Genomic DNA, 21,599 nt, shown 5'->3' on the forward strand with positions numbered 1-21,599 from the left:
TAAAGTTAGTTATTTATGCGTTTCAGGAAGCACAACATTTAGAATTAATGCCGCTATACCACCTGTTGCCACGCCCGAGCTAAAAATATTTTTAAATAATTCTGGAAGGTGTTCTAAAATTTGAGGAACTTGAGCAACACCTAAACCTAATGCAAGTGAGATGGCAATAATTAATAATGCTCGGCGATCAAGATGAACTGAAGACAGAATATTAATACCAGATGCAGCCACTGCACCGAACATGACCATAACAGCGCCACCTAAAACCGCTTGAGGAACTGCTTGTATCACACCAGCTACCGCAGGAAATAGACCTAATAAAACCAGTAAAATGGCAATCCAGATACCGACATAGCGGCTAGCAACCCCAGTGAGTTGAATTACACCATTATTTTGAGCGAAAACAGAACTAGGGAAAGTGTTAAATAATCCTGCTAATAAAGAGTTTGCACCATTAACTAATACGCCACCTTTAATACGTTGCATCCATACTGGACCATTAACAGGTTGGTTTGAAAGTTTACTGGTTGCTGTCACATCACCAATTGCTTCTAAAGAGGTCACCAAATAAATGAATGCCATTGGAATGAATAATCCCCATGAGAAGCTCAAACCAAAGTGCATTGGTGTTGGAATTTGTACGAGTGGCGCATCTTTAATACCAGAGAAATCTAGATGTCCCATAAATCCCGCAAGAATGTAACCACTCACTAAAGCGATTAAAATAGCTGAACTTTTAATCCAAACTACTCGAATACGATTTAGAACAACAATAATGGCAAGTACGGTACATGACATAATCAGGTTGTCTGCACTTGCAAAAGTATGATCTTGCATGGCTTGGTAGCCACCACCCATACTAATCAAGCCTTCTTTAATAAGTGTTAGGCCAATTAATAGAACAACAATACCGGTCACCAAAGGCGTAATTAGTCTTTTTACCCATGGAAGAATTTGCGAAACACCCATTTCAATGAAGGAACCTGCAATGACCACACCAAATATTGCAGCCATGACTTGGTTTACAGGTGTTCCTGCGGCAACCATTGCACTACCAATACCAATAATAGGACCAATAAAGTTAAAGCTTGTGCCTTGAACAATAAGAAGACCAGCACCAAATGGACCAACTTTTTTACATTGTAAAAATGTAGCAATGCCCGAAATCACCAAAGACATCGATAAAATCATGTTAGTTTCAGTACGTGAAACACCTAAAGCTAAGCAAATTAAAAGGCCAGGTGTAACAATTGGTACAATAATCGCAAGCAAATGCTGGAAAGCTGCTAAAAAAGCGATCAAAGGTTTTGGTCGATCATTTAAACCATAAACAAGGTCTAAATGGTCTTGAGAGTGTTGATTGGACATGGGTGTAGGTCCGCCGCAATTTTGCAAATTGGCGCTATTCTAATCGAGATAACTATCTTTACAAAACGAAATACAGGCTATTAGAAATTTTTTTGTCAATGTCAATAAACTGTCACTACTCAAGAGTAGTGTTTTTCTGTATAATTTGCCCTCAAACTTTAGGCGTATCGAATTTACATGTCAGATATTAAAACACTCCGTAACATTGCCATCATTGCGCACGTCGATCATGGTAAAACGACTTTAGTCGACAAACTTTTACAACAATCAGGTGCATTAGGTGATCGCGCGGGTGAAATCGAGCGTGTGATGGATTCAGGTGCAATTGAAAGTGAACGTGGTATTACCATTCTTGCAAAAAACACTGCAATTAAATGGACTGATGCGCGTACAAATACAGAATACCGCATTAACATCGTGGACACCCCAGGACATGCTGACTTCGGTGGTGAAGTTGAACGTGTAATGTCGATGGTTGACTGTGTACTTCTTCTTGTCGATTCTCAAGAAGGTCCAATGCCACAAACTCGTTTTGTGACATCGAAAGCCTTTGCGAGCGGTTTGAAGCCAATCGTGATTATCAACAAAGTAGATAAGCCAAGTGCGCGTCCTGATTGGGTAATTGACCAAGTATTTGATTTGTTTGATAACTTAGGTGGTACTGACGAACAGTTAGACTTCCCAGTTGTTTATGCTTCAGGTCTTCGTGGTGTTGCTGGTCCTTCTCCAGAAGAACTTGCTGACGACATGACTCCATTGTTCCAAACAATTGTAGATATCGTTGAACCACCAGCAGTTGATGTTGATGGTCCATTCCAAATGCAAATCTCTTCACTTGATTATAACAGCTTCGTAGGTGTTATCGGTGTTGGTCGTATTCAGCGTGGTTCAGTTAAATTAAACACACCTGTAACTGTTATCGACAAAGAAGGTAAAACACGTAACGGTCGTATCTTAAAAATCATGGGTTACCATGGTCTAGATCGCGTTGACGTTGAAGAGGCAAATGCTGGTGATATCGTTTGTGTAACAGGTATCGATGCACTTCATATTTCTGACACGATTTGTGATCCGAAAAATGTTGAAGCTTTACCGCCGTTATCTGTAGATGAACCTACTGTTACGATGACTTTCCAAGTAAACAACTCACCGTTTGCGGGTAAAGAAGGTAAATTTGTTACTTCACGTAATATTCGTGAACGTTTAGATCGTGAATTGATTCACAACGTAGCATTACGTGTTGAAGATACTGACAGTCCAGACCGTTTCAAAGTGTCTGGTCGTGGTGAACTTCACCTTTCAGTTCTTATTGAAAACATGCGTCGTGAAGGCTTCGAAATGGGCGTATCACGTCCACAAGTTATTTTGAAAGAAGTTGACGGCGAAAAGCAAGAACCATACGAAAACGTAACATTTGACGTTGAAGAACAGCACCAAGGTTCGGTAATGGAACAAATGGGTTACCGTAAAGGTGAAATGACAAATATGGAAGTTGACGGTAAAGGCCGTATCCGTATTGAAGCAACTGTTCCTTCACGTGGCTTAATTGGTTTCCGTTCTGAATTCTTGACCATGACTTCTGGTACAGGGATCATGACATCAAGCTTCTCGCATTACGGTCCAATGAAACAAGGTACTGTTGCGAAACGTCAAAACGGTGTGTTGATTTCTATGGTTCAAGGCGTTTGTTTGGGCTATGCATTATTCACATTGCAAGACCGTGGTCGTCTATTCGCTAAACCTCAGTTAGAAGTTTACGAAGGTATGATCATTGGTATTAACTCTCGTTCAGATGATATGGTTGTTAACCCAACTAAAGCGAAACAGTTAACAAACGTACGTGCATCTGGTACAGATGAAGCGTTAACGTTGACACCAGCTGTTGAATACACGCTTGAACAAGCGCTTGAGTTCATTGAAGATGACGAATTAGTTGAAGTTACTCCAAAGTCAATCCGTATCCGTAAGCGTTACTTGACTGAAAACGAACGTAAACGTAACCGTGATAAATAATTTTTCTTAAATGAAAAAGAAAAAACCGCTAAATTAATTTAGCGGTTTTTTTAATCGTTCTATTTAAAATTAAACTAAGCTTAAAATCATATTTTTCTTATCAGAGAATATGTTGTTAAAGTGTGAGATAGTTTTCTTTTTTTTGATAAAAATATTAAATTATCAATATCATGGCGAGTACTATCTAAATGGATAAGATGCCAATGAAAAAGAAAAATATAACGTGTTTTAACCCCCGACATCTGGAGATGTTTAGATGAGTATTATTCAAGAATTTAAAGAATTTGCCGTGAAAGGCAATATGATGGATTTAGCCATTGGTGTGATTATTGGTGGTGCTTTTGGCAAAATCGTAGACTCTTTAGTAAAAGATATTATCATGCCGCTTATCAGTGTAATTACTGGTGGTGGTGTTGATTTTTCGCAGAAATTCATTGTATTAGGAGCGAATCCTACCAATCTGCAATCTTTAGATGCTTTGCAAAAAGCAGGTATCAATGTTTTAACCTATGGTAATTTCCTCACCATTTTAATCAACTTTATTATTTTGGCTTGGGTTGTGTTCTTAATGGTGAAATTATTAAACAGACTTCGCCGTGATAAGAATGAGCCAGAAGCTCCAGCTGCAACTCCTGAAGATATTCAATTATTACGTGAAATTCGTGATGAGTTGAAAAAGCAAGCTTAACAATATTCTGAATTAATAAAAAACGGTACTTAAAGTGCCGTTTTTTATTACTAAGTATTTTATGTTGGACTAAAGATATTGATAAAATTGAAAGGTTACCGATAAGTTCAACTACACATATTGTAAAAGGGGTATAAATAAATGAATCAGCTTTTTGTGTATGGAACCTTATGCCCAAATAAAGCAAATGCTCATATTTTAGAGCAGATTGGCGGTAACTGGATAAAAGCCAGTGTGCGTGGTGTGATTCATATTTTAGATTGGGGACCCGACAAAGGCTTAAAAGCAATTGTTTTGGACGCAAAAGCCGATTGGGTAGAGGGTTATCTGTTTAGCACAGAAAAACTGGTTGAAAACTGGCAGATGCTTGATGATTTTGAAGGTTTTCAATATCAACGTGTCATAGCCGATGTGAAGCTTGAGTCAGGTGAACAGATCAAAGCTTGGACATATCAACTGAATACACAGGCTCAAGCTTCTGAAAACCACAATTAAAATAATGGAATCAACGTAAGCTGCTCATTCTAAATTTAACTTCTAAAAGATGATAACCAAACTGGCTTTTTATTGGACCTTGTAGTACACGTTCAGCGGCGGTAAACACCACTTTATCAATTACTGGTACCAGCTGTCCTTTTTTGACTTCGCCTAATTCACCACCACGTTTTGCTGAATTACAAGTTGAATATTGCTTGGCAAGTTTGGCAAAGTCAGCACCACTTTGTAGCTTCTTTTTTAACTGTTCAGCTAAGTCTTTATCTTTGACCAGAATATGTCGGACGATTGCTGTTTGCATTATGACTTCCTCTGAAAATTAGAGCTTATTGGGCTTTTTGAGGGGTTGGCACTCTGGGCAAAATACACTAGCACGTTGTCCGAGTTTCAAGTTTTCTAGTGTGGTTTCACAGTTAACACACATCTGTCCTGCACGTCCATACGCCAAAAGGGTCTGTTGGAAATAACCATTTTCTCCCATGGCATTGCTGTAATCACGTAAGGTTGAACCGCCCAAATCAATAGCAGATTTTAAAATCCGTTTGATTTCGATCACCAGTTTCTCGATTTGTTCAAAGCTTAGGTCCGCAGCTGGCTGTGCGGGATGGATCCCGACATTAAATAAACTTTCAGTTGCATAAATATTGCCAACACCAACCACAACATGATTATCCATAAGTGCAATTTTTGTGCCGACAGATTTGTTTTTAAGTTTTGAAGCTAAATATTCTGCATTAAAGTCAGTACTTAAAGGTTCAGGTCCTAAAGTATCAATCAACTTCCCTTGTGTTTCAGAGTTTAGCCAGAGAATGCAGCCAAAGCGACGTGGGTCATGATAACGTAACTCATGTTCCTCAAAGCGAATGATGAAGTGATCATGTTTTCTCAGCTCATCATTTGGTTGACACAAGCGGAAGCTGCCAGACATTCCTAAATGCCAAAGCATTTGATCTTGTTCAAAGTTTGCCAAGATATATTTTGAGCGACGATTTAATCCAATAAGACGTTGCCCAACGAGTTTATGAACATCATCTGGTATTGCCCAGCGTAAGCTAGGATTGCGTACTTCTACACTTTGAACTTTTTGATTCAATAAGGGAAATAAACTGGTTTTAGTTGTTTCGACTTCGGGTAACTCAGGCATCGCCAACTCGCAGAATTAACAGATATACTGGAATAATCAAGTATATCGTGTGGTATGTAATATTTCAGAGATTACTATGTCAGATATTTTACCATTAAGCTGGTTTCAACGTGAAACTTCACAGGTTGCTCATGATTTAATCGGATGCGTGCTATGTAAGCGACAGCCTGATGGACACGTCATTCGATGTATGATTACCGAAACCGAAGCTTATTTAGGAATTCGAGATAAAGCTTGCCATAGTTACAATGATAAACGCACAGCTCGAACAGATGTAATGTATGGTCATGGTGGTACGATTTACGTCTACTTAATTTACGGCATGTATGAAATGCTCAATCTCATTACCCAGACAGAAGGCATCCCTGAAGGGGTAATGATTCGGTCTGTATTTTTAAGTAATGCTTCAACTAAAAAAGAATATAAGCTTTTAGCTGGACCCGGCAAACTCACACGATATTTAGGCATTGATCGAAGTTTAAAAGGTCAGACTTTAGGTGAAGAATCTGGACTGTGGATTGAATCGGCATCAACGCAGCCTGAAGTGGTGATGACACCACGTATAGGAATTGACTATGCCGAAGAGGCAAAAGATTGGCCTGAACGATATTGTTGGAAAGACCATCCCTCTTTAAGTCGTTAATTAAAGTAGGTAGTAAGTTCTTAGATAGTGATTAAGTGTGTTCCAGATTTAAAACAATGCAGAGCAAATTCTATATCCAGACAAGACACTGCTTTTTGTTATCATAACTACAATATAAATAAAGGAAATAAGCATGTCCTTATTACGCTTAGACCGACTTCATTACTGTATTTTGATGAGTATGGGCTGTATTTCTAGCCCACTTGTTTGGGCAGAAGACTTAACCCAAGACATTACGGTATTGCCAACGTTACATGTGGAAGCAACGCGTACCGACACAACCTATTTGCAAACACCAGCTTCAGTTTTTAGAGTTGATGCGCCTCAAGCGGATACTTCCTCACAAGTAAATTTAACTGAAGTTGTAAAAGGTATACCGAGTTTACAGATTCGTAATCGTGAAAATTATGCACAAGATTTACAGCTCTCCATGCGTGGTTTTGGTGCACGTTCTACTTTTGGTGTTCGAGGTATTCGCCTATATGTTGATGGTATTCCAGCAACGATGCCAGATGGACAAGGCCAAACCTCTAATATCGATTTAAGTAGTCTGGACCATGTTGAAGTGTTAACGGGACCTTTTTCTTCGCTTTACGGAAACTCATCTGGCGGGACGATTTTAACGTCTACTAAAGAAGGGCAGGGTAAAGACTCGATTGAGCTGAGTTATTCGGGAGGCAGCCATGATAAAAGCCGAGCTGGGCTCGTGCTACAAGGTGGGGCAAAGGGTGCGAATGAACCAAGTTATGTTATTAGTTCATCATATTTCGATACCGATGGTTACCGAGAACATAGCGGTGCAGAGAAAGTATTAAACAATGCAAAACTCAGTTGGAATCTTGATGATGGTAGCAAAATCAACTGGGTAACCAACTATGTAAAAATTCATGCAGATGACCCGCAGGGTTTAACTAGAGATTTGTGGCAACAAAATCCGAAACAAATTGATCCAGATATACGTGATAAAAACTTTAATGTCCGTAAAGATATTGAGCAAACCCAAACTGGGGTGACATGGTTTAAGCCGATTAATGACCATCATGAACTCTATGCCATGGCCTATGTGGGTAATCGCCAAGTCACTCAATATCAATCTATTCCACGATGTGCATTTAAAGAAGATACAAAAGAATGTATCCCTAATAGTGCCCAGTTAAATAAAAATAATGCTGGTGGAATCATTGATTTTGAGCGTAATTATTATGGTGCTGATTTCCGTTGGACGGGTAAAGAGCTGCTGCCAAATACGACTGTGAGCGTGGGTGTTGCACTCGATAGCATGGATGAAGACCGCAAAGGCTTTGAAAACTTTAACTTAGTAAACGGGCAGCCTTCTTATGGTGTCAAAGGTAATTTACGCCGTGATGAAGATAATACTTTGTGGAATATCGACCCATACTTACAAGCATCTTGGCAGTTCTTACCAACATGGCGTTTAGATACGGGTGTGCGCTATAGCAATGTCCATTATAAGTCGGAAGATCGCTATTTAAGTAATGGCGACGATAGCGATAAAACTGATTACGATAAAGTTTTGCCTTCTGCTGCTTTAAGCTGGCAAATTTTACCTGAACTCATGGCCTATGTGAGTTATGCCAAAGGTTTTGAAACACCGACATTTACTGAAATGGCATATCGTCCAGATGGTTTGAGCGGTTTTAATTTTGATTTAACAGCATCAACGAGTGATACCTATGAAACAGGCTTAAAGTCACAAAATCATTTAGGTGATTTTACTTTGGCAGTTTTCCAGACTAAAACCAAAGATGACATTGTTTCAGCAGGGAATTCTAACGGCCGTTCAACGTTCCGTAATGCAGATAAAACCTTACGTGAAGGCATCGAGTTTGCATGGAATAAAAAGTTATGGCGAGATTTCACCGCGACTGCAAGCTATACATATTTAGATGCAACCTTTGATGCGGATATTCCAGCCTCAGGAAGTGTTGCTCAAATTTCATCAGGGAATTCCATTCCAGGTATTGCTAAAAATCAGGCTTATGCCTCTTTGGCTTGGCAACCTACACAGGGTCTATATGGTGGTGTAGATGTACAGTATATGGATAAAGTATACGTGAATGATACTAATAGTGACGCAGCGCCAAGCTACAGTGTAACCTCAGCTAATGTTGGTTATGCATGGGTGATGGGCGACTGGAAAGTAAATAGCTTTGTTCGTGTTGATAACCTATTTGATAAAAACTATGCAGGTTCAGTAATCGTAAATGATGGGAATGGACGCTACTTTGAACCCGCTGACGGGCGTAACTGGAGTGCAGGTTTACGTGTAATTAAACAATTCTAGGAATTAAAAATGGCAAAATTATTTGAAACGGTTAACTTTGGTTCATTACAACTGGCCAATAGAATTGTAATTGCCCCAATGTGCCAATATTCGGCAACAGATGAAGGTGAAGTGACCTATTGGCATGAGCAGCAATGGGCAAATTATGCGTTGTCTGGTGCAGGGCTTTGTATTGTAGAGGCGACTGCTGTACAAGCTGAAGGACGTATTAGTTATGCGGACCTTGGACTTTGGAATGATCAGCAACGTGACCAAATCAAAACGTTATTAGGTAAGGTTAGTACACTTTCACCCATGCCATTTGGAATTCAGTTAGCACATGCAGGTCGTAAGGCTTCTACTGAAAAACCATGGTTAGGGAAAGGACAGATTGCAAAAGATCAGCCACATGGTTGGCAAACGGTTGCCCCAAGTGAAAGTACCTTTTCCGTTCATGATGCAGCACCGCATGCTTTAACCATTAATGAAATTAAACAAGTTCAACAAGATTTTGCTGCCGCTGCAAAACGTGCTGTAGAAGCTGGGTTTGAGTTAATTGAAGTTCATGCTGCGCATGGTTACTTGTTACATCAATTTTTATCGCCAATTGCGAATCAGCGTACAGATGAATATGGTGGTTCTTTAGAAAACCGTATGCGCATGGCCCTTGAGGTTCTTCAAGCAATTAAATTGGCTGTTCCTGCTGGTTATCCAGTGGGAGTTAGATTGTCTGCGACCGACTGGTTAGACGGTGTAGAACACTGGGATGTTGAATCTACCGTTGGTTTATCAAAAGCTTTAGAGCAATTGGGCGCAGCCTATGTGCATGTGTCTAGTGGTGGTTTACACGAACATCAATCTATTAAGATTGGTGCTGGTTATCAGGTTCCATTTGCTGAACAAGTGAAAAAACATGTAACTATTCCAGTCATTGCTGTAGGACTGATTACCGAACCTGAACAAGCAGAAAGTATCCTTACTTCGCATCAGGCCGATGCAATTGGTCTTGCTCGTGCCATGTTATATGACCCAAGATGGCCTTGGCATGCAGCAGCAGCTTTAGGCGCGGAAGTTAAAATAGCACCTCAATATTTACGTTGCCAACCTCACGGGGTAAAACAGCTTTTTAATTCTTTTTAACTGTATCGGGCAAAGTCATCTTTGCCCGTTTTTCTTTAGATGAGTGAGGTCGTTCGGTGGTTTTTCAGGTTATTTTGCCTATCTTGATATTGCTATTGATGGGCTATGTTTGTGTTCTCATCAAATTGGTAACGCCTGAACAGATCCGGGCACTTAGCGCATTTGTGATTAAAATTTCTTTGCCAGCTTTTTTAATTCATTCCTTGGCAAATAAAAACTTACAAGACATTTGGCATCCTGCTTATTTTATTGCTTATGGCGGTGGCTCTTTAATTTTATTTTTCTTAGCTTTTATTCTCTATCGAAAATATTTTAAAAATAGTTTAACCCATAGTGCCGTAATCGCGATGGGCGCTTCTATGTCCAATACTGGATTCATGGGAACTGCTATTTTGACTATGTTGATTGGCAACCATGCAGCAATCTATATTTCTTTAACACTCATCATTGAAAATTTATTGATTGTGGCACTCATGCTGATTTTGGCCGAAGCTGGCTTACATCAACAACAAAATCTTACACCACTTTTAAAACAAACCTTTTTGAATTTACTCAAGAATCCAGTGATTATCGCTATTTTGGTTGGGATGGGATGCATTCTTTTAGATGTTAACCTTCCTACGACTCTTGATCAGTCTTTAGAGTTACTTGGGCGCACGGCATCACCTTTGGCTTTGTTTGCAATTGGGGGAAGCTTAGTTGGGATTGGAATTACAACAGTAAACATGCAAAGTGTTTTGTTGGCGACATTTAAAGTTATCCTGATGCCATCTATTATTTTTGCTCTCTTTTTAATCACTCCAGATGTAAGCCGTGAAATGCTTTACGCAGGAACATTAATTGCTGCTTTACCGATGCCAATTGCTTTTGGAATTTTTGGACAAGCATATGGCTTAAATGAAAAGGCCTTAACACCTTTAATGATTAGTACCGTTGTTGGTTTTATTGGGGTGAGCGGACTTATCGCTTTGTGGTGGTAAATTGAAAAGCCCCTTGCGGGGCTTAAGTTATTCACTATTTTTTCGGGGCTGGTTGTGCAGGAGCAGTGGCTGGTTGTTTACTTTTTTCTGCAATAATTTTATCAACTGAAGCTAAAGATTCTCTAGCATTGGGAACATTTTGGTTAGCTAACTCAGTAAAAATCTTTTTAGCCTGTGGCAAATTTTGTGGAATGATATTGCCATTGGCCATCATGGTCGCTAAAGCCATAGAAGCTGGTGCATAACCTTTTTGTGCAATTGATTGTAAGGACTCAATGCCTTGGCGTTTCATGAGTGGGTTTTTATTTTCCACACCTTGGCTAATATCATAAAGCGCTTTTACCTGAATCGCAGGGTAGTTACCCTTTCTAATTAAAGGCGCTAACTTCTGAAGAGCAATTTGATGTGATTGCGGTTTTTTCTGAGCAAATAAAATCGTAGCAATTTTTACAGTTGCATCATCCGACCCTTGAGCCGATGCTTTTTGAATATATTGACTGAATTTGTTGCTATCTTTGGCAACTCCTAGTTCGCCTGTCTCATAGATTTGAGCGAGTGTGTAACTCGCTTGTGCGTAGCCTTTATTAGATGCATCTTCATAATACTTGAGGGCTTTAGAAGAATCTTTTGCTGTGCCTTGCCCCGTTTGAGTCATATAACCTAAGTTATAGATGGCTTGGGCATTACCCGTTTGAGCTAAGCGTTGCATTTCCTGAAATGCAGCTGGGTAATTTTTGGCTGCATAGAGTTGTTCAGCTTGTTTAAAAGCATCTGTTTTAGCAGCAGCGGCAGTATTATCTGCTGCAAAAATTGATGCACTTGAAAAGGTGATTAGGCTTGCGATTAGTAATTTCTTCATTTCTTTTTAACCTTTTACTTCGTAGCTACATCATTCCGTTGATGCATTAAAATAGTTTCAAGTTCTCATCATAAATCTTGAACGCTGAAAGTAAACAGCCGATTTGTATATAAAGCACTGCACTTTGGGCAAATTGTGGAGAAAAAATACCCACTCACGTTAATAAAACAGAGTGGGTGATACTGTTATTTTGCTGTCTGGAGTAATGCTTCAATTTGTTTAGCATCACTTGGTACACCCGCGATTCTTTGACCATCTTGTAAGAATAGAGTAGGTGTTCCATCAATATTTAATTTATTACCGAAAGCTATGTTTTTCTGGATTGGTGTCGAACAGTTTTTGCTGGTCGTAGGTAACTTACGGTTAAGCATATAGTTGGTCCATGCCTCTGCCGGATTCTTTGAACACCAGATTTGATTTGAAACTTTTTCGGCGTTCGGATGCAGACTGGTAAGAGGGTAAAGGAAGACATATACCGTTACGTTGTCTACTCCAACCATATTTTGTTCTAAGTGTTGGCAATATGGGCAGTCAGGATCGCTAAAGATATAGATCGTGCGTTCGCCTTTTCCTTTTACATATTTAATCGCTTGATTGAGTGGCAAACTTTTAACATCAATCTTACCCAATTCAGCAATTCGCTCATCAGTCATATTTTTTTGTTGTTTGATGTCGACTAAATTACCTACAAAAAAATATTTGGCATCTTGGTTGGTATAGACAATGCGACCACTTGTATACACTTCATAAATGCCTTGTACAGGAGATTGATAAACACCCTTTACAGGCAAATCGGGATAATTTGTCTTAAGATTTTGTTCAAGTGTTTTAACATCAGCATGAGCAGAACCGAAAATAGCCAAACTCAACATGAGTGTAGCAAGTTTAGTCTTCATCTTTTTTCTCTTTAATTTCAACAGGGTTAATGATGGCATATAAAACTTAAAAAATTGACGTTCTAATTTAACGAGTTCATTAGTATTTTGTATCTATAAAAAAGCCCACAAGTGTAGAGGTGGGCTTTTTAATCAAACAAATAATGAGTTATTGTGGTCTGGCAACATCACCGCTTAAAGCTTCAGGTAAATCTAGAACTTGAAGTCCTAGCTCTTCTAGAGCAGCAGGTTTAGCTACGACTAAAGCAAGATAGCCTTCATCATTTGCAACACTATTGACCACTTCAACATCGTTATGTAGTTGAGCTTTCGCCGCAGGTACTTCACCTGTACCTTGCACTAGATGTAACCAGTGTTTTGGTTTTGCTTTAAACCAAAGGCGCGCCACAATTTCCTGACCTAGGTAACAGCCCTTATCGTAATTAACGCCTTCGCGTTGGTGCAAACGTAATTCTTGAGGTTGAAACTCATGTTCAGTTGCCTGTGTAATCCAAGCTTGGCCAGTCATAATTGCTTGTTTTTGCCATTCAGAAATATCAGTTTCTAGTGCAGAAAACTCAGTCTGATGACCAGAGATTTTTGGAAAAGCATGACCTTGTTCACTCAAAGTCATTTTCGAAAAAGCACCAAATTTTTTAATATGCTTGGCAAACTCTTCTGCTTGATCTTGAGCAACTACGATTTCAAAACTTTCAGCATTAATCTTTTTTAACCACAAGCCAAAGTGGATACGACCTTTAAGATCACAGATGGCTGTATAGCGTGTTTCATTTTCAGCTAAACGTTCAGTATCTACAGTAACTTGGCCTTGTAAAAACTTTTGTGCATCTACACCGTTTAAAGCATATGAGGAGAAAGCGAGTAGACTCATGATTAATCTCAAATTCAATATGTTTCTTTATGATTGCTGACTATTTTGCTCCATTTTTACTAAAAAATCAGCCATAGTTTTCGTAATTTGATTTTGCATAAAAGATAGCTTTTTTGTTTAAAAAAACACCAAAAATATACGTTTGGATGAATCTGAAGGTTTAAGCTAATAAGCATAATTTCGATAATTTAAAGGAAATTAGAATAAGGAGAATAGTGATGGCAACAGGTACAGTGAAATTTCATCGAGTATTTAAGGCACCAGCCGAGCGTGTTTATCGTGCATTTTTAGATCCGGATGCTTTAGTAAAGTGGTTACCACCTCATGGTTTTACCGCAAAGGTTCATAGTTTTGATTCAAGTGTGGGTGGCTCATACCAAATGAGTTTTACCAATTTTTCGACAGGTTCAACTCACTCTTTTGGTGGAACCTATATTGAGTTAGTTCCAAATGAATTAATTCGATATAACGACCAATTTGATGACCCTAATTTACCCGGGACCATGCAGGTCACCATTACATTAAAAACGGTATTGGTGGGTACAGAAGTAAATATTACTCAAGAAGGCATACCTGAAGTTATCCCTGTGGAAGCGTGCTATTTGGGGTGGCAAGAATCTTTATCTTTACTAACTTTGTTGATAGAAGCGGATATTCCTGATCAGTAAACCTTCTCAAATTTTAATTCAATATTTAAAAAGTGAGTGGAGCTAAATCTACTCACTTTTCTTTTATCAGATCTATCCAAAATGAAAAAAATATTGAATGATTTTATAGGGCTAAAATATAAACCTTACGCAGAGAAAGACTATGGATATCCAAATTAAACGAATTTATGAAAATGTTGACCCTAATGATGGAAAGCGTATTTTAGTTGACCGCCTATGGAGTAGGGGAATTAGTAAGGAAAATGCTCATTTAGATTTGTGGCTAAAAGAAGTGGCTCCTTCAACTGAACTTCGCAAGTGGTTCCATGCTGCAACGCCAGATCATTGGGAAGAATTTAAGCAGCGCTATTTAAAAGAGCTTGAAACCAACTCCGCAGTTGAAGAGCTACAACACATCGCAGCAGAACATACAGTTACGCTTTTATATTCAGCAAAAGATCTTGAAAATAACCATGCAATTATTTTGAAAGAATATTTATTAAGCAAAAACTCAAAATGAATGTATAAATTTTTTTTGGGTAAAAGTGTTTTATTTAAAACTTTAAAAAATGAGTCATATCTCGCATAATATACTTTTTGAGATTTTTTTCATGTCTTTGCCAAACTGCCCAAAATGCCAATCAGAATATACTTACCAAGATGGCGACTTATTGATTTGTCCTGAATGCTCAAACGAGTGGAAAGAAGGGGATGCTTCAGCAACTGAAGAACAAGAAATTATTAAAGATGCTAATGGAAATATTTTAGCTGATGGCGACAGCGTAACTGTAATTAAAGATTTAAAAATTAAAGGTTCTTCTTCAGTGGTAAAAGTAGGCACTAAAGTAAAAACGATTCGCTTAGTTCCAGATGCAAGTGATGGCCACAACATCGATTGTAAAATCGAGGGTATTGGTCAGATGAAATTAAAATCTGAATTTGTAAAAAAAGCTTAAACTGTTAATTTTCATTACATTTCGGTAGGGATATACGTCTATATCTCTATCTTTTAAATTCCTAACATCATTATAATTTTATTACGAAAAAGTATAAAAAATGGGCTATTCAAAGAATGATTGCCCATTTATATTGTCATAAATAACGAATAACTTTCGTCCAGAATAATAACGAAAGTCATACCCACACCAACAAAAAAATGAGGTTTTTATGGCAGGATGGTACGAAATTTCACAAGCGAGTGATGGTCAATACCGCTTTATCTTAAAGGCAGGAAATGGTGAACCTATTTTAAATAGTGAGCTATATAAGGCAAAAGCTTCTGCTGCAAATGGTATTGAATCAATTCAAAAAAACAGTGGTGATGACGCGCGATATGAGCGTTTAACTGCAAAAAATGGAAAGCCTTATTTCAATTTAAAAGCTGCAAATCATCAGATTATTGGAACGAGTCAGTTCTATGCGAGTGAAGCTTCGCGAGATAAAGGAATTGAGTCTGTTAAAACCAATGGTTCATCAACGACCATCAAGGACTTAACAGTTCAGGCATAAAAACTAAGTTAAAAAAAAGCAGCTTCTAAAAGCTGCTTTTTTATTTATGTATTTATTAACGCGCTAACTTAGCTAAAAGTTCTTCTTTAGTTAAATTACTCGCTTCAGCATCACGACGGCCTTTATATTCAAAAGTACCAGCATCCAGACCTTTTTCACCGATCACAATACGGTGTGGAATACCCATCAACTCAAGGTCAGAGAATTTAACACCTGGACGTTCGTTACGGTCATCAAGCAACACATCAAAACCTTGTGTCTGAAGCTCTGCATAAAGAGATTCTGCTGCTTCAAGAGTACGTGGTGATTTGTGCGCATTCATTGGAACAATTGCAATTTCAAAAGGTGCAATGGCTTGTGGCCAGATAATGCCTTTGTCATCGTAGTTTTGTTCAATTGCAGCTGCAACAACACGTGTTACACCAATACCGTAGCATCCCATGGTTACTGTAAATGGTTTGCCATCTTCACCTAAAACTTTACAGCCTAAAGCTTCAGAGTATTTAGTACCAAGTTGGAAAATATGGCCTACTTCAATACCACGTTTAATTTGTAGTGTGCCTTTACCATCTGGAGATGGATCGCCTTCAACTACATTACGCAAATCGAAAACTTCGGTAATTTGTGCATCACGCTCCCAGTTTACACCTACTGCATGTTTGTCAGCTTCATTTGCACCAGCAACGAAGTCTGAAAGAACAGATGCAGCACGGTCAACAATCACGGTTAAGCCTTTTTCGACTAAACCTTGTGGACCTGTAAAACCAGCAGTTAAACCAAATGCTTGAAGTTGTTCTTCAGTTGCAAAAGTAAGAGGCGCAGCCACTAAAGGATGCTTCTCAGCTTTAATCTCATTAAGTTCGTGGTCACCACGTACAAATAGAGCAACGACAGGAACCTGACCTTTCTCGTCAGCAACGCCTTGAACCAATAATGCTTTAACAGATTGCTTAGGATCAGCATTTAAGAACTGACATACATCGTCAATCGTTTTCTGATCTGGTGTTTCAACCAATTTTAGTTCTTGAGTAGGGGCTGCACGTTCACCGACTAAAACAGCCTCAGCCATTTCAACGTTTGCCGCATAATCAGATTCAGTTGAAAATGCGATGTCATCTTCACCACTTGAAGCCAAAACGTGAAATTCATGTGAAGCTGAACCACCAATTGAGCCTGTATCTGCTTGTACTGGGCGGAAGTCTAAGCCTAAGCGAGTGAAAATACGGCTGTATGTGTCGTACATCACGTCATAAGTTTCTTGTAACGATTCTTGAGTTGCATGGAAAGAATAAGCATCTTTCATGATGAACTCACGTGAACGCATTACACCAAAACGTGGACGAATTTCATCACGGAATTTGGTTTGAATTTGATAGAAATTTACAGGAAGCTGCTTATAACTTTTGAGTTCGTTACGCGCCATATCCGTAATAACTTCTTCATGCGTTGGTCCAAGTACAAATGGGTTCGCATGGCGATCTTTAAAGCGTAATAACTCAGGACCGTATTGTTCGTAGCGACCTGATTCTTCCCAAAGACTTGCGGGTTGAGTCACGGGCATGAATACTTCCATTGCGCCTGAACGGTTCATTTCTTCACGAACAATAGCATCTACTTTTTTAAGCACACGTGTTCCCATCGGCAGCCATGTATATAAACCAGATGCCAATTTACGAATCATCCCCGCACGTAACATGAGCTGGTGTGAAATCACTTCAGCATCATTTGGGGTTTCTCTCAACGTTGCAAATAAAAAGCGGCTTGCGCGCATGGAAAAAGTCCTAAAAGTTAAGCGTTATAAAAACGCAGATTATACGATAATCGCTGCATTATGACATGAATCGTCGAGTTTGACGCAGCATAAAGTTTTTCAAGTCATCTAGATAAGTGAAAATGACGGGTACAACCACAAGAGTCAATAGGGTAGAGGTAATCACTCCCCCAATCACAGCGTGAGCCATTGGTGCACTTTGCTCACCGCCTTCGCCAAGACCTAAAGCTAAAGGAACCATACCCATCACCATGGCGCTTGTGGTCATTAAAATTGGGCGTAAACGGGTTTTGCCAGCTTGTAAAATAGCATCATAACGGCTGACACCCTGATCCATCGCTTTCTTAATAAAATCGATAAGCAAAATAGCATTTTTAGTGACAAGACCCATCAGCATGATAATGCCAATAATCGAAAACAGGTTCAGTGTGCTTTGGAACAAGAAGAGGGCAAGGAATACGCCAATCAGTGACAATGGTAAAGAGGCCATAATCGCAGCAGGATGAATAAAGCTATTAAACTGAGAACCTAAAACAATATAGATAAATACAATTGATAAGGTAATTGCTGTTAATGCATATCCGGCAGATTCGGCCATATCGGCATTGGCACCTTGAGTATCAAATGTATAGCCCGTAGGTAGCTTAAACGCCTTTTGCATTTTATCGATGTCTTGGCCAATATCACCACTAGGTCGCCCAGATGTATTTGCCTCAATGAGTACTTCACGCTCAAGATCACGTCGGTTAATTTGTGAAGCACCGAGTTTTTCTTCGGTTGTTGCCACTGCGCTAAGTGGAACTAAAATGTTTTGCCCATTGGCATTGGTTTTATTTGAGTTGAGATATAGGTTCTGCACATCTTGCGGAAGCATACGTTTATTTTCGTTTAAACGAACATTAACGTCATAGTTTTCACCATCCCGATCTTCCCATGTTGTCACATTATCACCTGCAATTAAGGGGCGAATCGCATTGGCAATTTGTGAAACAGATAGGCCTAAATCACTTGCCAGTACACGATTAATATGAACACCCAAAGTTGGTTTTGGTTCTTTCAAAGAGCTTTCTAAATCGACTACACCTTTAATTTTTTCCATTTCAGCGATAAAACGATCTGAAATTTTTTGTAGTTCATTTAAGTCTGTCCCTTTAATAGAAATCATGATTGGCTTTTGCCCGCCCGAGACAGAATCTTGTGCTGCGGCAACAGATGTAACGCGAATGCCCGCTACAGTTTGCAACCGATCACGGAATTCATTATTGAGCGCATTAAGATCCTTGTTTCGCTGTTGTTTCGGCTTTAAGGTAACCCCCAAACCGGCGCGGTTTTTACCAGAATCAACCCCACTATTGACAACACCATAAGTTGAAACGACATCTGGAAATTGCCTGATAATTTGGTCAACCTGATGGAGTTTTGCTTGGGTATATTCCAAAGAAGCATCTACAGGAGTTTCGAACTGAATCCGAATTTCACCTTTATCTGGAGTAGGTACAAATTCAGTTCCAATGAGTTTAGAAAGTCCTAATGCAGCAAATAATGAAGCGATTGCAATAATAACCGTAATGAAACGGAAGCGTAGAGCAAGTTTTAATAGCTTTTCATACACATGACTAAGTCGATCTAGCCAATTAGAAATATGGTCAAAAAACCGTTGTAGCCAATTATCTTTTTTCTTGACCGGATCTTTCCAGTGAGCAGAAAGCATTGGATCGAGCGTAAAGCTAATAAACATTGAAATTAGAACAGCGGTACTCACTGTTACACCAAACTGATAAAAGAAACGTCCAATCAATCCGCCCATAAAAGCAACAGGTAAAAAGACTGCCACAATGGTCAGCGTAGTTGCGAGTACAGCCAAACCAATTTCTTTTGTCCCTTCAAGGGCAGCTGTGACATGATCTTTGCCAAGTTCTGTATGTCTTACAATATTTTCCCGAACGACAATCGCATCATCAATTAATAGGCCAATACTGAGTGATAGGGCTAAAAGCGTCATCATGTTAATGCTAAACCCAAAAGCCCAGATAAAAGTTAGGGTTCCAAGAAGGGTAATGGGTAAGGTTAAACCCGTGATGACGGTAGAGCGGAAAGAGCCTAAAAATAATAAAACAATTAAAACTGCTAACGCGGCACCTTCAATAATAGTGCGGGCAACATCTTTAATTGAAGCACGAATTCCTTTAGAGCTATCGGCTACGACTTTATAATTTAAACCCGCAGGCATCTGAGCTTTTAATTTCTCTAAAGTTTGATAAGTTTTGTCGACGACTTGAATTACATTGGCATCGGAACTTTTTAAAATATCAATAGAGACAGCCGTTTTACCATTATAAAAAGCGCTTGATTGTAGTTCTGCTTGAGTGTCTTCAACAGTTGCCACTTGTTTTAAGAAAATCGGTGAACCATTTTTATTGGCAATCACCAAATCTCCAAATGCAAGGGGATGAATAACCTTGGATTGAATCTGTACAACCAGTTCAGAGTTCTTTTGTTGTAAGGTTCCCGCAGGAACTTCAATGTTTTCATTTTTTAACGTATTAATGACCTGATCGATGCCAATACCGTAACTTTGCAATTGCTCAGGAAGAATTTTTATTCGTATTTGTCGTTTGGCATCCCCCAATAAATTCACATTACCGACACCTGAAACGGTCTTGAGTTGAGGCACGATCCGTTTATCGACATATGAACTTAATTGAGCCAAATTCATGCTAGTAGATTCAAATACGACTGACATAATTGGACTAGAGGAAGGGTCGTAGCGCTGTACAATTGGTGTATCAATTTCATCACGGAACTGTGCTGTGACGGGAGCAATTTTGTCTCGAACATCTTGTGCTGCAATGGCTGAAGATGTATCAAGGTTAAACTCTGCAACGACCATCGAAAAACCTTCACTTGAACGTGAAGTAATTTGCTTAATGCCTGAAATCGTATTGATTTGATCTTCGAGTTTTTTAGTAATATCTGATTCGACAGCTTCAGGCGATGCACCAGCATATTCTGTAGTGACTACTACGAATGGGAAATCTATATTTGGAAACTCCTCAACGGTCATCCGTTTCCAAGAAGCTAACCCGAGTACCATTAAGCTGATCATCATCATAATAGTAAAAACGGGGTATTTCACACTGATTCGAGTAAACCACATACGCTATTTGCTACCTTATTTATTTTTGTCGTTTGTAACCGTCACTTTTTTATTAATGTCGGAATCTTCAAATTGAATACGGCTCACCAGATCTGTGCTTTGTAAACCATCAACTAAAGCAATATTGTCGTTATAGCGCTGTTCAATCACTCGAATTTTAACTTTTTGGATGGTGTGATTACGTACCACCCATACAAAAGGATCGTGTTGCATATTTTGAATGCTGTCTAAAGGAATCGTTTGGCCTTGATTGGTATCACTACGAAGAATATTTCCATTAATGAAAGCTCCTATGCTTAACGAATCAATTTTTTCTTTAGGAACTGCAAAAAATTCGATTTGTCGGCTGTCTTGATCTGCAACAGGTGAAATACGAGTAAGGGTTGCGTTTAATTGTTTAGAATTTCCCTGAATCTGATATTGAATACTGTTACCTATTTTAAGCGCAGACTGTTGCTCAATTGGTAACTTGGCTTGTATTTCAAGTTGGTCTGGATTTACGATTTCAAATAGCGTTTGTCCAACCGATACAGTCTGACCTGGTTCTACTTGTCGCTTAGTAATTACGCCCGAAATTGGACTGGTAATAATTCCGTCTTGATCAGCCTTTCGAGCAATATCAACATTCGCTTGTTGCGCTTTTACACTTTCAAGTTGGCCTTTGTAGTCAACCTGACTCTGTTCAAACTCAACACGAGCAATAAACCCTTGATTAAATAGTCTTTGCTTTCGGTTCATTAAATTGCGTGCAAGTTCAGCTTGTGATTGAGCTGATGCAAGGTTGGCGCGCGCTTGTGCTAAGCGTGCAACATTGTCCTGATTATTCAATCTCACTAAAACTTGGCCTTTTTGTACCTTTTGGCCAACATTTGTAGTTACAGTGGTCGCCGTGGCGCTCACTTGAGCCTGAATTGAACTTTGCTGAACTGCACGAATCGTTCCTGTAAAAGCAGTTTGAGAGTCAAGCGCTCCCTCTTTAACTGCAATTAGGTCTTGAGGAATGAGTTCAATTTTTGCTGGAGCTGGTGCCGTTGTTTTAGTTGTTTCTTGCTGATTACATGCAGCTAAAATCAAACATAAACTAATAATACTCAGTTTAAAAATAGTGGAAGGGGTGAGATGCATTTTGTGCAT

At 39.1% G+C, this 21,599-nt stretch carries 21 protein-coding genes; 11 read left to right on the forward strand and 10 right to left on the reverse strand.

From position 1 onward, the window contains the following. Nucleotides 1–9: 9 nt before the first annotated feature. Nucleotides 10–1,368, reverse strand: coding sequence for a uracil-xanthine permease family protein (locus BMW38_RS12975; RefSeq protein WP_092708734.1), 1,359 nt, complete (start codon nucleotides 1,366–1,368; stop codon nucleotides 10–12). A gap of 177 nt (nucleotides 1,369–1,545) precedes the next feature. On the opposite strand from BMW38_RS12975, the gene typA reads away from it, so the two are divergent. The 3 genes from typA to BMW38_RS12990 all read left to right on the forward strand — a co-directional run bounded on the left by typA (nucleotide 1,546) and on the right by BMW38_RS12990 (nucleotide 4,564). After that, on the forward strand, nucleotides 1,546–3,381 hold the full coding sequence (gene typA, locus BMW38_RS12980; RefSeq protein ID WP_003655262.1) for a translational GTPase TypA: 1,836 nt from the start codon (nucleotides 1,546–1,548) through the stop codon (nucleotides 3,379–3,381). A gap of 256 nt (nucleotides 3,382–3,637) precedes the next feature. Next, complete coding sequence (gene mscL, locus BMW38_RS12985; protein WP_003655263.1) at nucleotides 3,638–4,069, forward strand: large conductance mechanosensitive channel protein MscL; 432 nt, start codon at nucleotides 3,638–3,640, stop codon at nucleotides 4,067–4,069. A gap of 141 nt (nucleotides 4,070–4,210) precedes the next feature. After that, nucleotides 4,211–4,564, forward strand: a complete 354-nt coding sequence (locus tag BMW38_RS12990; protein WP_092708737.1) for a gamma-glutamylcyclotransferase family protein — start codon at nucleotides 4,211–4,213, stop codon at nucleotides 4,562–4,564. A 10-nt stretch (nucleotides 4,565–4,574) separates the two neighbouring features. Here the strand turns inward: BMW38_RS12990 and BMW38_RS19490 are convergent, their stop codons facing one another. Next, nucleotides 4,575–4,865 carry a peptidylprolyl isomerase gene (locus BMW38_RS19490; RefSeq protein WP_003655265.1) on the reverse strand — a complete coding sequence of 97 codons (291 nt, stop codon included), beginning with the start codon at nucleotides 4,863–4,865 and terminating at the stop codon, nucleotides 4,575–4,577. 18 nt (nucleotides 4,866–4,883) lie between these two features. Then, nucleotides 4,884–5,708: a bifunctional DNA-formamidopyrimidine glycosylase/DNA-(apurinic or apyrimidinic site) lyase gene (gene mutM / locus BMW38_RS13000; protein WP_092708739.1), complete on the reverse strand. Its 825-nt coding sequence runs from the start codon at nucleotides 5,706–5,708 to the stop codon at nucleotides 4,884–4,886. A 76-nt stretch (nucleotides 5,709–5,784) separates the two neighbouring features. Between mutM and BMW38_RS13005 the strand changes: the two genes are divergently transcribed. The 4 genes from BMW38_RS13005 (at nucleotide 5,785) to BMW38_RS13020 (ending at nucleotide 10,755) form a co-directional block, all read left to right on the forward strand. Then, nucleotides 5,785–6,351: a DNA-3-methyladenine glycosylase gene (locus BMW38_RS13005; protein ID WP_092708743.1), complete on the forward strand. Its 567-nt coding sequence runs from the start codon at nucleotides 5,785–5,787 to the stop codon at nucleotides 6,349–6,351. Nucleotides 6,352–6,484: 133 nt separating this feature from the next. After that, complete coding sequence (locus BMW38_RS13010; protein WP_213031160.1) at nucleotides 6,485–8,656, forward strand: TonB-dependent receptor family protein; 2,172 nt, start codon at nucleotides 6,485–6,487, stop codon at nucleotides 8,654–8,656. Nucleotides 8,657–8,665: 9 nt separating this feature from the next. After that, nucleotides 8,666–9,775 carry an NADH:flavin oxidoreductase/NADH oxidase gene (locus BMW38_RS13015; RefSeq protein ID WP_092708746.1) on the forward strand — a complete coding sequence of 370 codons (1,110 nt, stop codon included), beginning with the start codon at nucleotides 8,666–8,668 and terminating at the stop codon, nucleotides 9,773–9,775. 56 nt (nucleotides 9,776–9,831) lie between these two features. Continuing rightward, nucleotides 9,832–10,755: an AEC family transporter gene (locus BMW38_RS13020; protein WP_092708749.1), complete on the forward strand. Its 924-nt coding sequence runs from the start codon at nucleotides 9,832–9,834 to the stop codon at nucleotides 10,753–10,755. A gap of 34 nt (nucleotides 10,756–10,789) precedes the next feature. Here BMW38_RS13020 and BMW38_RS13025 read toward each other — a convergent pair whose 3' ends face one another. The 4 genes from BMW38_RS13025 to BMW38_RS13040 form a co-directional block, all read right to left on the reverse strand. Next, a complete protein-coding gene (locus BMW38_RS13025) occupies nucleotides 10,790–11,614 on the reverse strand; it encodes a tetratricopeptide repeat protein (protein WP_092708752.1) in 825 nt (274 codons plus the stop codon). A gap of 185 nt (nucleotides 11,615–11,799) precedes the next feature. Next, nucleotides 11,800–12,510, reverse strand: coding sequence for a DsbC family protein (locus BMW38_RS13030; RefSeq protein ID WP_092708755.1), 711 nt, complete (start codon nucleotides 12,508–12,510; stop codon nucleotides 11,800–11,802). A gap of 148 nt (nucleotides 12,511–12,658) precedes the next feature. Continuing rightward, nucleotides 12,659–13,381, reverse strand: coding sequence for a CAF17-like 4Fe-4S cluster assembly/insertion protein YgfZ (locus BMW38_RS13035; protein WP_092708758.1), 723 nt, complete (start codon nucleotides 13,379–13,381; stop codon nucleotides 12,659–12,661). A 59-nt stretch (nucleotides 13,382–13,440) separates the two neighbouring features. Continuing rightward, nucleotides 13,441–13,557, reverse strand: coding sequence for a hypothetical protein (locus BMW38_RS13040; protein ID WP_092708761.1), 117 nt, complete (start codon nucleotides 13,555–13,557; stop codon nucleotides 13,441–13,443). A gap of 39 nt (nucleotides 13,558–13,596) precedes the next feature. On the opposite strand from BMW38_RS13040, the gene BMW38_RS13045 reads away from it, so the two are divergent. The 4 genes from BMW38_RS13045 to BMW38_RS13060 all read left to right on the forward strand — a co-directional run bounded on the left by BMW38_RS13045 (nucleotide 13,597) and on the right by BMW38_RS13060 (nucleotide 15,537). Next, entirely contained in the window at nucleotides 13,597–14,049 is a 453-nt protein-coding gene (locus BMW38_RS13045) for an SRPBCC family protein (RefSeq protein ID WP_092708764.1), read from the forward strand. A 142-nt stretch (nucleotides 14,050–14,191) separates the two neighbouring features. After that, nucleotides 14,192–14,548 (forward strand): DUF488 domain-containing protein, encoded by a 357-nt coding sequence (locus BMW38_RS13050; RefSeq protein WP_092708767.1) that lies wholly within the window; start codon nucleotides 14,192–14,194, stop codon nucleotides 14,546–14,548. Between the two features lie 91 nt (nucleotides 14,549–14,639). Continuing rightward, nucleotides 14,640–14,984, forward strand: coding sequence for a zinc ribbon domain-containing protein YjdM (locus BMW38_RS13055; protein WP_092708770.1), 345 nt, complete (start codon nucleotides 14,640–14,642; stop codon nucleotides 14,982–14,984). Between the two features lie 211 nt (nucleotides 14,985–15,195). Next, on the forward strand, nucleotides 15,196–15,537 hold the full coding sequence (locus BMW38_RS13060) for a YegP family protein (RefSeq protein ID WP_092708773.1): 342 nt from the start codon (nucleotides 15,196–15,198) through the stop codon (nucleotides 15,535–15,537). 55 nt (nucleotides 15,538–15,592) lie between these two features. On the opposite strand, the gene BMW38_RS13065 is transcribed toward BMW38_RS13060, so the two are convergent. Genes BMW38_RS13065 through BMW38_RS13075 form a run of 3 tightly spaced genes read right to left on the reverse strand, consistent with a single transcriptional unit; the run spans nucleotide 15,593 to nucleotide 21,590 of the window. Further along, nucleotides 15,593–17,308, reverse strand: a complete 1,716-nt coding sequence (locus tag BMW38_RS13065) for a proline--tRNA ligase (RefSeq protein WP_092708776.1) — start codon at nucleotides 17,306–17,308, stop codon at nucleotides 15,593–15,595. A 58-nt stretch (nucleotides 17,309–17,366) separates the two neighbouring features. Continuing rightward, entirely contained in the window at nucleotides 17,367–20,465 is a 3,099-nt protein-coding gene (locus BMW38_RS13070) for an efflux RND transporter permease subunit (RefSeq protein ID WP_092708779.1), read from the reverse strand. 15 nt (nucleotides 20,466–20,480) lie between these two features. After that, nucleotides 20,481–21,590, reverse strand: coding sequence for an efflux RND transporter periplasmic adaptor subunit (locus BMW38_RS13075; protein ID WP_092708806.1), 1,110 nt, complete (start codon nucleotides 21,588–21,590; stop codon nucleotides 20,481–20,483). Between the last annotated feature and the right edge of the window lie 9 nt (nucleotides 21,591–21,599).

Source organism: Acinetobacter sp. yr461, from assembly GCF_900110445.1.
GTDB classification, from domain to species: Bacteria; Pseudomonadota; Gammaproteobacteria; order Pseudomonadales; family Moraxellaceae; genus Acinetobacter; species Acinetobacter calcoaceticus.